The following is a 15877-nucleotide window of genomic DNA, read 5'->3' as shown; positions in this document are numbered from 1 at the left end:
CGCCAAAACTTGCGATAATGGCTTCATTATAGCAAAAAATATCAATTATGAATAGAGTGATAATCGATAATTAACTGATGATAAATATTCCGGGAATTATAGCGAGGGAGACTTATGGATCTCTTTAAAAATTTTGATCATTTACAGAATGAAAAAGTGAAGGGTCATCGACCCCCCTAGAGGGAGACAGCCTTGACACTGATGCAGGCGGGGAGTGCCGCCAATTCGTCGATGAGTTTTTTGGGAATTTCTCCATCGACACGGACAACCGCCAAAGCCTGTCCGTTGCTATCCCGCCCCAGACGGAAGTCGCCGATATTGAGACCGTTTTCGGCGATGATACGTCCCACATCACCGATGACACCGGGTTCGTCATTGTTCTTGAACAGGATCATACGCCCCTTGGGCTCCAGATCGAGAGTGTAGCCGTCGATATCGACGATGCGCTGGATCCCCTCTTCGAAGACAGTGCCGCTGATGCGGATCACTTGACCGTTTTGGGTCGTAAGTTTGACTGTCACGAGATTTTTGAAACCCTTGGCTTCAGGGATCGTCTCTTTGAGGATTTCGATTTCACGCTCTTTAGCCACATACTCGGCGTTGACATAGTTGATGCTGTCCGCCAGAGCTTCGCTCATGACCCCGACGGTAGCGAAAGTGGTCAGGGAATCGATATACTCCGAAACCGGTCCCTCGGCAATCACTTTGATCGCCTTGGCCCCGCTTTTTGCCACCTGGGCACTCATATAACCGATCTTCTGGGTTAGCTCCAGGAAAGGCATCACGAATTCGGGCAATTCGTTCTCCCGGATCGGAAGATTGAGTGCGTTGGGATAGGCGATCCCTTTGGCGGCAGCGATCGCGTTCTCGGCAGCCTGGACCGCGATGTTACGCTGGGATTCACGGGTGTTGGCCCCAAGGTGGGGGGTCACGGTGACATTGTTCAGATCCAGCAGAGGGTTGTCGATCGCGGGCTCTTTGCTGAAGACATCGATACCGGCCATAGCGATCTTGCCGCTTTTGAGGCCTTCGTAGAGGGCCTCTTCGTCGTAGAGCCCTCCCCGGGCGCAGTTGATGAGGATCACGCCGTCTTTCATCTTGGCGATCTCCTCTTTTCCGATCATCCCGATGGTCTCTTCGGTTTTCGGCGTATGGATCGTAATGATGTCACAGGCAAGGATGTCGTCGAAATTCTCGGTATAGGCGATATCGAGATCGGTCGCTTTGCGGGGATCGATGTAGGGGTCGTAGGTGATGACATCCATTTCGAAGGCTTTGGCCCGTTTCCCCACCCGGGAACCGATGTTGCCGAAACCGATGATTCCCAGTTTTTTGTCTTTGAGCTCGGTACCGTACCAATCCTGGCGCCGCCAAACCCGATCGAGCTTGAGGTTGTTGTGGGCATAAGGGAATTGTCGGGCACAGGCCAGCATATGGGCCATAGTCATCTCTACCGCGGCGATGGTGTTGGCCGTGGGGACGTTCATCACGACGATTCCAAGCTTGGAACAGCCGGGAATATCTACATTGTCCACTCCCACACCGGCACGGACGATGGCACGCATCTTCTTCGCCCGGGCGAGGAATTTCTCGTCGACATCGGTGGAGCTGCGGGTAATGGCGACATCGGCCAGGGGAATGTATTTTTCCAGAAGCTGGTCTTTGGGCTCATCGGCGGCATTGATGAGCTCAACCTCCGGATCGGAAGCGAGGATTTTGAGTCCGCTCTCATGAATATGATCACAGACTACGATGGTATATTTGGACATCGAATCGATTCCTAAAAGTTTATTTGTTGAGCTTGTCTTTGATCAGGTCACCCAGTGTCATACTGCTGTCCTGCTCCTGATTGAGCTGATTGAGGGCTTCACGCTCTTCCTGACGCTCGAGACGGCGGACCGAAACACGGATCCGGTCGTTGCGGGGATCGATATGGGTGATGACCCCTTTGATCTCCTGGCCGCGCTCGATCTCGTCGAAATTAAGCGGTGCCAAATCTTCGGTACGGATCAACGCATCGACATTGTCATCCAGAGCGATGAAGACACCGAAATCTTTTTTGTCCTTGACGGTTCCGGTCACGATATCACCGACCTTGTGCTCTTCGGCGAAAGTTTCGACCGGTGACTTCTCCAGGGCTTTTTTGCTCAGACTGATCTTGCCGGCATCGGTATCGATCTTGATGATTTTCACTTCGACTTCATCACCGACGTTGAAGAGATCTTTGGCCCGCTTGCTCTTGTCCCAGGAAGCTTCCTGGTTGTGCAGAAGACCTTCTACTCCGCCATCCAGGCGGACAAAAGCACCGAAATCGGTGACGGAAGAGACGGTTCCGGTCACGATGTCGCCGACGCGGTGCTTCTGGGCGAACTCTTCCATCGGCTTGGGAAGCAGGCTTTTGCGGCTGACGCGGAGGCGGCGCTTCTCCCGATCGATCTCGATCACTTCTACATCGATCTCGTCACCCACATTGAGGAAATCTTTGGGGTGTTTGACGTTTTTGTCCCAGGAGATCTCGGAGACGTGCAGGAAGGCTTCCAGATCCTCTCCCAGGTCGACGAAGACTCCATAGGGTTCGATGTTGCTTACGGTAGCGGTCACTGTATCGCCGACGCCAAGGATCTCATCGATATTCTCCCAGGGATCGGGGTTGGCCTCTTTGATGGAGAGGGAGAGGTGGCGCTTCTTCTTGTCGTAATCCAAAGCGACGACATTGACCTCGTCCCCTTCCTGATAATACTTGGAAGGATTGACCGGCCCTTTGTGGGAGATCTGGGAATAGTGGACCAGACCATCCATTCCTCCGACATCGACGAACATTCCGTAGCTGGTGATCTTTTTGACGGTTCCGACCACCGGCTCTTTGCTCTCCAGGAGCTTCTCGACGATCTCGTTGACCCGTGCCTTGTCCCGCTCGATGAGCTCTTTGCGGGAGATGACGACGGAACCCTTGTCTTTATCGACCTTGACAATGACCCCTTTGACCTTTTTGCCGATGGCATCGGTCTTGGAACTGAGGTAGGAGAGGGTCCGGGGGAGGAAGAATTCCAGCCCGTCCACATCGACGACATATCCGCCCTTGTTTTTCTTGGTAACGGTCCCCTCGACGATGTACTCCTGGTTTTCATCATACTCTTCGATGAATTCGTTCATCGCCTGGCGTTTCTTGGCCAAGTCATAAGAAACCATAGGCCGCTCGCCCCGCATACCGGTGATGACGACCGGAATGGCATCTCCCTCTTTGAAGAGCAGGTTCCCCTCTTCGTCCCGCAATTGATCCAGGCTGATGACCGCTTCGTTTTTCCGGCCGATATCGATGATCGCCTGGTTTTCATCTTCGTTGATTTTGACGATGGTGCCCTCGGTCAGGTCTCCACTGCTGCGGTCTTCCTTCTTGAAAGACTCCTCCAGCATTGCTTCAAAATCAACGTCCTCGATTTCGATGTCTTCGAACTTCATATACCTATCCTTACTTTACTCTGAGTTTGGCGCTAATTATACTCTATTTTGTTTAAAGAGGGGTGGGAAAGGGAGGAGGCTACTCGGATCGAAGGGCCCGCGTAACCTCTTCGATCTCCCGGATACGAGCGATAACGTTCTGCACGACCCAGTCGGGAGTCGAAGCCCCGGCGCTGATCCCGCAGAGCTCTTTGCCTTCGAACCAGGCGGGGTCGAGCTCGTTTTCATTTTCGATCAGATAACTCTCTTCGCAATAATTTTTGCAGATGGAGTGGAGCTGTTTGGTGTTGGAAGAGTGCTTCCCGCCGATAACGATCATCATATCGGCCTCTTTGGCCAGCTCCGCCGCGGCATCCTGGTTTTCGAAAGTGGCGTTGCAGATGGTGTTGAAGACCCGCACCTCCTTGGCCCGCAGCACCAGGGCATTGACGATCTCGAGAAAGTCGGCCGGTTTGCGGGTGGTCTGGGCTACGACGGCCACCTTGGATTTGAGGGGGAGGCTTTCCAGCTCCGACTCTTCCAGAACGACGAAGGCGTCCCTCGGATCCTCCGCATAACTGACGACCCCCTTGATCTCCGGATGGTTGCGGTCGCCGAATACCACGATGCTGTACCCTTCCCGACTCATCCGTTCGACGATCTGCTGGGGGGTCGTGACGTAGGGACAGGTGGCATTGATGATCTCTTTGCCTTCGGCTTTGAGCATTTTGAGCTCGTTCTTGGGGATCCCGTGGGTGCGGATGACGATGGAGTCGACCTGCTCTGCCTCTCCGAAACTCTCCACCAGACCGATGTCGAAGGAGCTCTTGAGCCGGTCGATCTCATCTTTGTTATGGATCAGAGGACCGTAGGTGGCGCTGCCGGGGTGTTCCTCGGCGATCTTGATGGCCCGTTTGACCCCGTAACAGAAGCCGTAGGAGGAGGCGAGTTTGATTTTCATCGTGTCACCTCCGTCAAATTCGAGAGAATCTCGAAGAAATTGGGGAAGGAAGTCGCCACACAGTCGATATCTTCGATCTCCATCCCGCAGAGCAATCCGGCGATGGCGAAACTCATCGCAATCCGATGATCGCCGTGACTGTCGATCACCGCCCGACGGAGGGTACCTCCGCGGATCGCATAGCCGTCGGGGTACTCTTCGGCTTCAATGCCACAGGCTTTAAGCGCCGTCACTACCGTGGCGATCCGGTCGCTCTCTTTGACCCGAAGCTCCGCCGCGTTTCGCACACGGCTGACCCCTTCGGCTGTGGCCATCGCCACTGCCAGGGCCGGCAACTCGTCGATGAGCCAGGCGATGCGGTGAGAGACTTCCACGGCACTCAACCGTCCGTCGTAGGCGACCCGGATCTCTCCGATGGGTTCGTAGCGGTCTTCCCGAAGCGCATACTCCACCGCCGCGCCCATCGCCTCGAGCACTTTATAGGCTTCGATCCGGGTGGGATTGAGGGTCACGCCGGGGATGCGCACCTTGGCTCCGGGGACGATGGCGGCCGCCACGGCAAAAAAGAAGGCGCTGGAGGGATCAGCCGGTACCGTGATATCGAGCGGGTTCAACGGCTTCGTCAGAGGCTTGACGACGATCCACCCCTCGGCGTCTGTTTCGATGGAAGCACCCATCCCCCGAAGCATCCGCTCGGTGTGATCCCGGCTCAGGAAATTCTCCCGATAATAGCTGGGGGCGTCGCCCCGCAGCGCCGCCAGGATCATCGCCGATTTGACCTGGGCGGAATCGATGGGGGATTCATAGCGGAAAGCCTTGAGCTTGCCGCCGCGGATATGGAGCGGAGCCAGATTCCCCTCCTCCCGTCCGTCGATCTTCGCCCCGATACTTTGCAGCGGCCCCGTCACCCGCTTCATAGGGCGAGAGCGCAGATAGCGGTCGCCGGTGAGGACGAAACTCCCTTCCACCCCGGCCAGGAGACCACAGTAGAGACGCATCCCCGTTCCCGCATTGCCGCAATCGAGAATATCGTCGGGCTCTCTCAACTCAACAGGAGGCGTAATGCGCAGGGTCCCGGCTTCATCCTCCTCCACCTCGGCTCCGAGCTGACGGGCGATGGAGAGGGAAGCCAGGGTATCTTCTCCTTTTAGAAAATTGCGAACCGTGGAAGGACGATCAGAAAAGAGAGAAAACATGGCACAGCGATGGGAGATCGATTTGTCGGGCGCGATGGTATCGAGAACTGTATCGAAGGGTTGCGAACAGGGGGAGACCAGGACACGGCTCATCGCAGCTCGGCTCCGCAACGGCTCTGGAGGGTTTCGAGGATCCGCGCCATCACCCCTTCGATCACTTCATCGGAGAGGGTCCCCTCGTCGGATTGGAGGAAGAAGCGCAGGGTCATACTCTTGCGCTCACCCAGCTGCTCATCTTCATAGCGGTCGATGGGGAAGAAGCGTTTCAGCAGAGGCTCTTCCAGGCTTTCGAGGGCCTTCTTCATCTTCCCGTAGGGAAGCTCCTTTTCCACCAGGAGACTCAGGTCTTTGAAGGTCCCCTGGAAATTGGAGACCGGCTGTGCATCGATGTGGGGCGGGATCAGTGCATCGAAATCGAGCTCCGCGAGGAAGGTCTCTTCGAGGCCGAAGGCTTCGGCAACGCTGGGATGGAGCTTGCTCACCCAGCCGGCCTCTTGGCCGTGCAGAAGGATCGTCGCCGACTGATAGGGATGGATCAGGCCGTTGCTTTCGCGACACTCTGTCATTTCGTACTCTCCCAGGATGCTGCCCAGTTTTCGGACGAAAAGGGCGAAATCGATCCGGGGGGGCTTGCCCTGGTTGCCGACATCGGGCTCTTCGGCGTCGCCGCTCCAGAGCAGGGTCATCTTCTCCCGCTCTCTGCGCTCCCGGTCGAAGACCGATCCGATCTCGAAGAGGGGAATACGCCGCTTGCCGTAGCTTACGTTGCGCTGCGCCGCCTCCAGAAGGTTGATGGTGAGGGTGCTTCGCAGGGTGTTGAACTCTTCGACGATGGGGTTGAGGAGTTCTTTGGAAGCTTCGACGACCGGGAAGCCGTAGGCTTCGAGCTTTTTACGGTCGGCAAAAGCGTAAGTGACCGCTTCGTAGAAGCCGGCGGCCACCGCTTCCTGACGCAGATCCCGTCGGATGCGGAAACGCTTGGCACTCTCGGTGAGCCGGTTGGCTTCCGTAAAGGCCAGAGGCTTGGCCTCAATGTTGTTGATCCCGACGATCCGCAGAATCTCTTCGGCGATATCCTGGATGTTGCGGATGTCGTGCCGCCATCGGGGGATGGTAACCCCGAAGCGTTCTTTGTCCCCTCCGTGGATGGTGAAACCCAGCCGCTTGAGGATGGTATGGACGGTCCCCAGAGGAATCTCCTGCCCGATCACGGCATTCAGACGGGCCGTATCGACCGCCAGGGTCCGCGCTTCGTAATCGGTCTCGATCCGCAGAGGGGTCTTGCTGACACGGCACTCCCCATCCCGGGAGCACTCTGCCATCAGCCGATCCATCCCCAGATCGATCTCCGGCTCGCTTCCCCGGGAACTGCGGTAGTAGAGGGCGTCGGGCTTGACCTCCGCGGCAGCCACCGCAGGGACAAGCCGCTCGGGATCGATGTAGGAGGCTTCCAACAGAAGCTCCCGGCTTTCGTCATCCGCGGTGAACTCGGCAGAAGCCGTCACACCGACGACGGAGAGAAGCCGGCCGGCACTCCGGACCTCCACAAGCCCCGGAGCGGTCTCTTCCAGCTCCAGAGGTACTCGACCCTCCCCATCCCTGAGCCGGCCGGCATCGTAAGCCCGCAGGATCACTCCCGTGGCGTGGGTGGCATAGGCCAGATGGGATGCCAGGGGACTTTCGCTCCACGCGTCGACATAGGCGAGGCGGAGCTCTATCAGCAGAGGAAGGCGGAGCGCCTCCTTCTCCACATAGTCGTAGAGGAGTTCCGCTTCGATCTGACCGTGGGTATGCAGATCCACGATCCGGGCGATCCCCAGAGGAAGGGTCTCCGGTTTAGGCTGAGGCTGAGCTACAAGTGGCCGGTCCAGAGCGGCGCTCAGGTCTCTCGCCACCCCGCGGATGCTGAGGCAATCCCCCCGGTTGGCGGTGAGCTCCAGCTCGATGACGGTGTCGTTGAAGTCAGGGTAGTCCCGAAGGGGTTTGCCGGGAACAAGTTCGCCGATGCTTTTGTCGAGGATAATGATCCCTTTGCCCATCTCGGGAAGCCCCAGTTCCGAAGAGGAGCAGATCATCCCGAAACTCTCGACGCCCCGCAGCTTCGCCGGCTTGATGGCGAAATCCCCGGGAAGTACCGCTCCGACGGTGGCGACGGCGACATACTCCGCCTCCCGTACATTGGCGGCTCCACAGACGATTTGAAGCGGAGCATCGGCACCCACATCCACCGAACAGAGATTGAGCTTGTCGGCGTCGGGATGCTTTTCGCAGGAGAGGATACGCCCCACCACGACCTTTTCAGGCATGGTATGCCGCTGCATACTGTCGACCTCCAGGCCGATGCTGTTGAAGGTGTCATGCAGCGCCTGATCGCTGATCCCTTCCAGATCGATATACTCTTCGAGCCATCTACGCGTAACGATCATCTGAACTGCTCCAACAAACGAATATCTCCCTCAAAAAGCGACCGCAGATCGGGAATGCGGTGCAACAGCATAGCAAAGCGCTCCACCCCCAATCCAAAGGCGTAGCCGCTGACGTTCTCATAGCCCACGGCTTTGAAAACGTTGGGATCGACCACGCCGCTGCCCAGGACCTCCAGCCAGCCGGTATGAGAACAGACCCGGCACCCTTTGCCGCCGCAGAAGATACAGCTGATGTCCACTTCGGCCGAAGGTTCCGTAAAGGGGAAGAAGCTGGGGCGGAAGCGCACCTCCACATCACCGAACATATAGTGGAGGAAATCGGTGAGGATCCATTTGAGGTTGGCGAAACTGACTTTGTCGCCCTCCTCGACCACCAGCCCCTCGACCTGGTGGAACATCGGGGTATGGGTCAGATCGTAATCCCGGCGGAAGACCGCACCGGGGGCGATGATGCGGATGGGGGGCTTTTGGCGCATCATGGTGCGGATCTGCACGGGAGAAGTGTGGGTGCGAAGCAGCGTGCCGTCTTTGAAATAGAAGGTATCCTGCATATCCCGGGCCGGGTGGTGCTTGGGGAGGTTGAGGGCTTCGAAGTTGTGAAAATCATCCTCCACCATCGGTCCGCTCTCCACGGCGAAGTTCATGGAGACAAAGTACTCCACGATCCGGTCCATCGTCTCCCGCACGGGGTGGAGCGCTCCCTTTTCACCGAAGCCGGAGTACATTGTAACATCCAGGGCCTCCGCTTTGAGCTGTTCCTGGAGTCTCGCCTCTTTCAAGGCTGAGAGCCGCTCATCGAAGCGGGCCTGCAGCTGGGCTTTTTTTCGGTTGAGCCCTTCGGCGAAAGCCTTTTTCTCGGGGCCGGGGACATCCTTGAGCTTGGCGAACTCCGCCGCCAGGATCCCCTTTTTGCCGAAGATCTCAATCCGAACCTTTTCCAACGCCTCCAGGGTGGAGGCTTGAGCGATTTTCTGCTCGAGATTTTCCAATTGGGTTCCTTCTTTGGGACTAAAATGTCTGGATTTTATCGAAAGCGGCTTAAGAGACCGCCGGGCCGCTCGTCGTGACGGAGGCGGGATTAGAGGTTTTTCCGGGCATCCTCGTGCTGATGATCCCAACGCAGTTTGCCGCCGCCCAGGATATGCACATGCAGATGGTGGATCTCCTGCCCTCCATCCTCTCCGTTGTTGACGATAAGCCGGTAGCCGGTCTCATCGATCCCTAGTTTGCGGGTAACTTCCTGGATGAAGGGGGTCATCTTGGCCATGGTCTCCCCATCGACCTCCTGGAAACAGCAGACATGTTTTTTGGGAATGGCCAGGACGTGAATCGGCGCTTTGGGATAGAGATCATGAAAGGCCAGGAACTCTTCATTCTCGTGAACTTTGTTACAGGGGATCTCTCCCGCCACGATTTTACAAAAAACACACATCTTACGCTCCTCGATCAGGTTTGAAGAATTATATCAGATTGAGCGTGTCGGCCGGCTCCTGCGCAAAAAGCCGTAGAAGAGCCCGAGCCCCGTCACCATCAAAAGCGCATTCCCCAGCAAGTCATGGGCCCAATGGAAGTTGGAAGGATTTTTTGCAACCAAGGCCGTTACCATCAGGAGGCGGAGCAGATTCACCGCACTGATCACCCCGTAGCCCAACACAGCCCAGGTCAAACGCGCTTTCCAGGAACGGGGGTAAGCCAGGATAGCCGCCAGATAGAGGTAATAAGGAATGAGCCCGTTGCAAGCCCGGGTGATGATGATGCGAAAATGGGGATGAGCCAGGATGTCTAGCCCTCGTACCCGATCCTCTCCCAAAAAGAAGCGCAGGGCATCGAGAAGCCATTGTCGTTGGGTTTCATTGATCCAGTGGGAAAGGGAATTGGTATCGAGATAGAAGAGAAGGAAAAGAACCGCTACCCAGGAAAGGTAGTGCAGCAAAAAACGCTGACTTTGGGTCATTGAAAACTCTTTAACGATCCGAGTGGTTCACGATTTTTCCCGGCATCAGAAGTGATAGGCGACACCCAATTGCCAAGTGTTGTCGGTGAAGTTGTTGCGGGTCTTGTTGTGAAAGAGGTTGACATAGTCGGTCCAGATTGACCACCCTTTACGTTTGCCCTCGATGCGCTCATTATCGAAGAAATACTCTCCACCTACACCCCATTGAAATCCGTGCAGATTGTGATGATGATGAGGATGGCCCGGGCAGTCACAGCTCAAACGGCTCCAGCCGTACCCCAGCAGTCCGTAGACATCAAGTCGGTCGGTCAAGGAGTAGCGGGGACGCAGGTAGAGCCCTCCATTGCCCATCTTCATAAAGTCACTCTCCAAAGGAGCCCAGGAGAGGCGGGCCTGTATCCCGAGAAAGGAGTTAAAATCATAGCCCAGCAATCCGGTCACTCCGTAGGTATGGTCATAGATCCTCACACCGCCGCCGCAGGGGCAATCCCGACCGAAATAACTCCCCAGCAACCCCAGCCCGGCATAAAGCCCCCAGGGCTCCTCCACCGCTGCCACTGGTGCCACGGCCGGCGCAACATTCTTCCCGGCATAAAGAAGGCTCCCGCCCGTCAGCAGGACCGCGGCGGTCACTGCTTTGATCAGCTTATCCATCTTCTTTTTTCCTTTAGGCATTACTTGCAAGCTCATCCCAGAACCTCACTCTCTTCTCTTCGGATCATCCAAAGCCCCAAGCCGGCACTCAGGAAGATCATCAACAATCCACTGATCACGCCCATTGCGGATCCGCCACCGCTGTCATTGGAAACCTGCTTCCGGTCACAACCACAGTTAATGCCGGCATCAAGGGTAACAATGTTCTGCCCGGCGTGGGGAGTGACCGTAACCGTGAACCCGCTACCGTCGGCATCACTATCTCCTGTATCACTTCCCGCATTGGATGGGGTGAAGACATAGCCATCCTCTTGCAAATTCTTTGGGATGATGAAATGCAGCTTATAAGTCTGGCCAGGCTCAACATCGAAGCCGTATTTACCGTTACTGTCAGTGGTGACACTGTGGTTGCCGTGGACATCGGAGACGGGATTGCCGTCGGCATCATAGAGCTCGACAACCACCCCCGGCGACCGGAGGTTCACCGGGATCCTGGATCCCGTTTTTATTCTCATCAATCCAAAAGTAATCCCCGATATGGGCAGTGGGGGTGATCCCCGCATCGATTGTCATATCCCGCTCACCCCAGTCAAGATGGGTCGTCTCCGTCCGGAAAGTGCTGCGGTTGACATCACTGTCGATCGTATCATCACTCCCGACATTCGGGTCGGTGTAGTAGTACTGATCGTCGAAGCTGACGTAATAGTCTCCCGCTTCCAGGTTACCAAAGTAATATTGGCCGCTGCTATTAGTATCTGTTTCAGCTACAACACTGCCGTCAGCTCGATGGAGCACCACATGCACTCCACTCATCGGGTGATTATCATCCTGTAAGCCATTCATATTGTCATCCATCCAAACATAATCGCCGATGGAAGCTGTCTGGGAGGCGACAGGGTAAATTCCCATATCCCAGGTCAGATCGTTCTCGCCCGCGCTCAGGTCCGTATCGACCGTAGCACCGGTGGCCGGATCGGCATCGGAGTCTTTTGTCTCATCGTTACCCTGATCCTTGGGCGAAACCACATAGCCGTTAGGCACATCAAACTTCACGTGGTAGCTGCCCGGCACCAGATTATCGAAGAGGTACTTACCGTTACTGTCGGTGGTGGCAGTCCGGCCGGTGTCTTGTCCATCCTTATAAAGGTGGACCGTCACACCCTGGATCCCGGCATTGGCACCATCATTTTGAATACCGTCACGGTTACTGTCAACCCAGACGTAGTCACCTAGGGTCGCTTTCTCGCCGGTGCTGACCGTTGCATTGCTCTCATCGTCATCGGGCTGTCCGTCATTCAAGTCATCCTGGGTATGGTCACTGGCCGGATCGGAATCGACATCGGCCTCATCCATCGCCGTCACCTCGGCCCAGTTGGTATGCTCCCCGCTCTCTTTGTAGTCAGCCTGGAAGCTAAAGCTTGCATCGGCGCCGACGGCCAGGCTCGCAACGGTGAAGCTTACGGTACTGCCGCTGACACTCGCACCGTTCGTCGCATCGCCTACATTTTCGTATCCGTCGGGAACGGCGTCGGTGACGGTCACGTTATGTGCCACGCTCGGACCGTCGTTATGCACGGTGATGGTAAAGGTCACCCGATTCCCCTCATAGGCGGTGCTCTGGTTGACATCTTTACTCAGGCTCACATCGGCGACAGGGTAAATTCCCATATCCCAGGTCAGATCGTTCTCGCCCGCGCTCAGGTCCGTATCGACCGTAGCACCGGTGGCCGGATCGGCATCGGAGTCTTTTGTCTCATCGTTACCCTGATCCTTGGGCGAAACCACATAGCCGTTAGGCACATCAAACTTCACGTGGTAGCTGCCCGGCACCAGATTATCGAAGAGGTACTTACCGTTACCGTCGGTGGTGGCAGTCCGGCCGGTGTCTTGTCCATCCTTATAAAGGTGGACCGTCACACCCTGGATCCCGGCATTGGCACCATCATTTTGAATACCGTCACGGTTACTGTCAACCCAGACGTAGTCACCGAGAGAAGAAGGTGGAACAAAGCCAAAATCAAGGGTGTGGTCGTTCTTACCTGCTCCCCCTGTGGTGTAATCTATGGTGGAGAATCCGGGGTTAAGGGTGCCGTTGTCTCCATCGCTGTCATGCTGATCATCGGAGTCAGGTGCTGAGGGATTAGCATCCCTGGTTGTCGGGACTCTTCCATTGAGATGCTGATCATTAAGTGCGATGCGGATTTGGTAGTGGGTATGGGGAGCGAGGGCCACACCTCTGGCATTGGAGGCTCCTCCAAAGTAATACTCTCCATTGCTATCGGTCGTCGTGGAGCCGATTTCTTGCCCATTAGCATCATAGAGTTTCACAGTGACATTGGCGATGGGGCTCTCACCGGGATCCTGAATCCCGTCCCCGTCGCTATCTTCCCAAACATAGTTTCCGATCTCGATGGGAGCAGGATCGCAAAGCGCTTCCAGGTCTCCGATTCCGCTCCCTTTCCCATAGAATTTATCTTGATCGTCTTCAGAGACAAGAAGGCGCTTGGGATTCCCCGACCCGTCTTTTGCCAACTCACCTGTATCGTTGCGCAGCCAACCTAAGCCATTATTCAGATAATCGGTAACATCCATCAACCCCGTCACTACATCCGGATATCCCGGGACCACAAGCAATCCCCCCATAGAAGTATCGCTGTGGCCTGCATCTCCCTGATAAGCGCTGCCGGCGGTACTGTGATTCGTCCCTCCCGGCCCCTGATCGTTCCAGTAGTACTCGCCTCCGCCGGGCCCCTCATGGTTATTCGCCCCATTCGTCTGCACACCGCCGCACTCACCGTTGTTTTCCAGAGTCCATCCGCTTTGCGGATTTCCGCAAGCTCGGAGAATGTCCCCCTCGCCATTCATATTTTGACGGGTGGTATCATTGGGATTGGGAGAATAGTTCTTGTATCCGCCGCGATCTCCGTTGACATCCCGTATCTGGATGATCATAGATCCGTCGTTGTCAAATACAATATCAGAGAGCAAGGGTTGCATATATTCGATCCAGTTATCCTGGTTCCCGATATCTCCCGGTTTCTTGTCATTGAAGACAATGTCATAATCCATTTGCCAAGGATTCCAATTGGCACGGTAGGGTTGCGTTTGATCATCCCAGTCCTGATAGGTACAGGTAGAAGGGTCTTGATTGCTAACATCGCTACTATGAATACAGCCTCGATCATAGGTGAGATTAATATCCAGAACTGCATTGGGCTCAAAGCTGGTACTGTCAGGATCAAATCGATAAATATGAGCCGAGAGTGCGTTGCGATCTCCTTTACGCGGGCCGTTGGTACTGTCATCCTGATTATCCGGATCCACCGTCGATTCCGCGGTACAGGTTACTCCCACATAGAGTTTTCCATCCCGATATCCCAATGCCATAGGGCGGAAGTCAGTATCATTGCCACAAGGGTTAGGAATGTCATATCCTGTATGGCCGGTGGCATCCCCGCTTTGATTCAGATCGATAACGTAGAGCTTGCGATCGTAGAGATCCACTGCAAAAAGACGCTGTTCATCCTCTGAAATTTCGATATCTCCGATTCCTGTTTTGCCCACCCAACGGTAAGCCTCGGTATCGTGATCCCAGTCATATCCCTGACCGGCTCCATTGCGCGGATCATAGGTAGGAAGAGTGATCAGGGTTGAGAAGGTCCCGGAAGCGTGATCATATTTATAAATCGCACCCATCCCCGAGGGACCGATGTCAGCGTGACGTTTGAGATAGGTGCCCAGATAGGTGATGTTGGCCTCTTTAAAATGAGCCAATCCATAAATGGACCCAATCTGCGAGTACGTTCCCAACTCCGCCTTCGGGTCGTCTGTACTATCATCATCTGTCGTGTTCGCCGTATAGGCATACTCCAAGAAAACGGAAATTTGTCCATTGCTTCCGTCCCGGTTATATTTGGTGAAACGCGTCACCAGAATATCCGGATTACTCTGACAATACTCCCCCGCGCTGATCAATCCCACATTGTGTGTTGCACCGTCTGTCACTCTATCAACCAGGGGTCTCGTATTCCCACTCAGAGATGTACCCGGTTTGAGAAAGGCGGGAACTCCACTCACCTCCACTCGATAGGTTCCCGGATCCGTCGCAAGGGTATAGTTTCCATCACTATTTGTCATCACGGTATCCACCGCCTGACCGCTATCGTCATAAGCAGCCACCGTCAATCCGGCGACCCCCGGCTCCAGCGTATCTTTAACACCGTTGAGATTGAAGTCTCTGAAAACGATCCCGGATATATCCGCCTGAGCAGATATCGCTGAAAGCAGTACAATCACACCTGAAATAAAAAGTCTGTATAGTGCCCCTTTTAATAAATACATATCTTTTTTCTCCCCCCTCTTTGTAACACCTAATGTTTTAAAGATCCTTCGCCTTTTCCCTCTCGACCTAATCTGATATGGGAAGAGAGCAATGAATCCTCTCTTTCACTACCATGACACATTTTATTAAATATTTTATAATACATTACTTAAGAATATAAGGAATTGGCTAGTTTGTTAATTATGGTTGTCTAGAGTTAAAACAGCTTATCGAATCGCCAAGAGCCCTCCAAGAAGGGCGGCAAAAAGATGGGGAGTTCCGCAGTATCGCAGTATTTTAGAAGTGATAGGCGACACCCAATTGCCAAGTGTTGTCGGTGAAGTTGTTGCGGGTCTTGTTGTGAAAGAGGTTGACATAGTCGGTCCAGATTGACCACCCTTTACGTTTGCCCTCGATGCGCTCATTATCGAAGAAATACTCTCCACCTACACCCCACTGAAATCCATGCAGATTGTGATGATGATGAGGATGGCCCGGGCAGTCACAGCTCAAACGGCTCCAGCCGTACCCCAGCAGTCCGTAGACATCAAGTCGGTCGGTCAAGGAGTAGCGGGGACGCAGGTAGAGCCCTCCATTGCCCATCTTCATAAAGTCACTCTCCAAAGGAGCCCAGGAGAGGCGGGCCTGTATCCCGAGAAAGGAGTTAAAATCATAGCCCAGCAATCCGGTCACTCCGTAGGTATGGTCATAGATCCTCACACCGCCGCCGCAGGGGCAATCCCGACCGAAATAACTCCCCAGCAACCCCAGCCCGGCATAAAGCCCCCAGGGCTCCTCCACCGCTGCCACTGGTGCCACGGCCGGCGCAACATTCTTCCCGGCATAAAGAAGGCTCCCGCCCGTCAGCAGGACCGCGGCGGTCACTGCTTTGATCAGCTTATCCATCTTCTTTTTTCCTTTAGGCAT

Annotated in this window: 12 protein-coding genes; all 12 read right to left on the bottom strand. The window is 55.1% G+C overall.

Translation table 11 applies throughout. The annotated features are described in order from the left end of the window. Positions 1 to 176 precede the first annotated feature (176 nt). Positions 177 to 1769: a phosphoglycerate dehydrogenase gene (gene serA / locus NITSA_RS01700; protein ID WP_013553299.1), complete on the bottom strand. Its 1593-nt coding sequence runs from the start codon at positions 1767 to 1769 to the stop codon at positions 177 to 179. A gap of 19 nt (positions 1770 to 1788) precedes the next feature. Further along, positions 1789 to 3459 carry a 30S ribosomal protein S1 gene (locus NITSA_RS01695; protein ID WP_013553298.1) on the bottom strand — a complete coding sequence of 557 codons (1671 nt, stop codon included), beginning with the start codon at positions 3457 to 3459 and terminating at the stop codon, positions 1789 to 1791. A 79-nt stretch (positions 3460 to 3538) separates the two neighbouring features. Further along, positions 3539 to 4399 carry a 4-hydroxy-3-methylbut-2-enyl diphosphate reductase gene (locus tag NITSA_RS01690; protein ID WP_013553297.1) on the bottom strand — a complete coding sequence of 287 codons (861 nt, stop codon included), beginning with the start codon at positions 4397 to 4399 and terminating at the stop codon, positions 3539 to 3541. Then, on the bottom strand, positions 4396 to 5688 hold the full coding sequence (gene aroA / locus NITSA_RS01685; RefSeq protein WP_013553296.1) for a 3-phosphoshikimate 1-carboxyvinyltransferase: 1293 nt from the start codon (positions 5686 to 5688) through the stop codon (positions 4396 to 4398). Before aroA ends, NITSA_RS01690 begins: the two co-directional genes overlap by 4 nt. Further along, a complete protein-coding gene (gene pheT / locus NITSA_RS01680) occupies positions 5685 to 8021 on the bottom strand; it encodes a phenylalanine--tRNA ligase subunit beta (protein ID WP_013553295.1) in 2337 nt (778 codons plus the stop codon). The genes aroA and pheT overlap by 4 nt, the downstream gene beginning before the upstream one ends. After that, a complete protein-coding gene (gene pheS / locus NITSA_RS01675) occupies positions 8018 to 9010 on the bottom strand; it encodes a phenylalanine--tRNA ligase subunit alpha (protein WP_013553294.1) in 993 nt (330 codons plus the stop codon). Before pheS ends, pheT begins: the two co-directional genes overlap by 4 nt. An 89-nt stretch (positions 9011 to 9099) precedes the next feature. Further along, the gene (locus NITSA_RS01670; protein WP_013553293.1) at positions 9100 to 9453 is read right to left on the bottom strand and encodes a histidine triad nucleotide-binding protein; all 354 of its coding nucleotides are present in this window, start codon (positions 9451 to 9453) and stop codon (positions 9100 to 9102) included. A 33-nt stretch (positions 9454 to 9486) separates the two neighbouring features. Then, positions 9487 to 9975, bottom strand: coding sequence for an exosortase/archaeosortase family protein (locus tag NITSA_RS01665; protein ID WP_013553292.1), 489 nt, complete (start codon positions 9973 to 9975; stop codon positions 9487 to 9489). Between the two features lie 45 nt (positions 9976 to 10020). Further along, positions 10021 to 10629, bottom strand: a complete 609-nt coding sequence (locus NITSA_RS01660; protein WP_013553289.1) for an outer membrane beta-barrel protein — start codon at positions 10627 to 10629, stop codon at positions 10021 to 10023. 32 nt (positions 10630 to 10661) lie between these two features. After that, positions 10662 to 11114 carry an SdrD B-like domain-containing protein gene (locus tag NITSA_RS01655; RefSeq protein WP_013553291.1) on the bottom strand — a complete coding sequence of 151 codons (453 nt, stop codon included), beginning with the start codon at positions 11112 to 11114 and terminating at the stop codon, positions 10662 to 10664. Continuing rightward, the gene (locus NITSA_RS01650; protein WP_169308519.1) at positions 11074 to 14925 is read right to left on the bottom strand and encodes an SdrD B-like domain-containing protein; all 3852 of its coding nucleotides are present in this window, start codon (positions 14923 to 14925) and stop codon (positions 11074 to 11076) included. Before NITSA_RS01650 ends, NITSA_RS01655 begins: the two co-directional genes overlap by 41 nt. A gap of 322 nt (positions 14926 to 15247) precedes the next feature. Then, positions 15248 to 15856 (bottom strand): outer membrane beta-barrel protein, encoded by a 609-nt coding sequence (locus NITSA_RS01645; RefSeq protein ID WP_013553289.1) that lies wholly within the window; start codon positions 15854 to 15856, stop codon positions 15248 to 15250. Between the last annotated feature and the right edge of the window lie 21 nt (positions 15857 to 15877).

The organism is Nitratifractor salsuginis DSM 16511 (genome assembly GCF_000186245.1).
GTDB lineage: Bacteria > Campylobacterota > Campylobacteria > Campylobacterales > Sulfurovaceae > Nitratifractor > Nitratifractor salsuginis.
The sequence above is the reverse complement of the archived record's forward strand: the minus strand, read 5'-3'. Positions and strand labels throughout refer to the sequence as shown.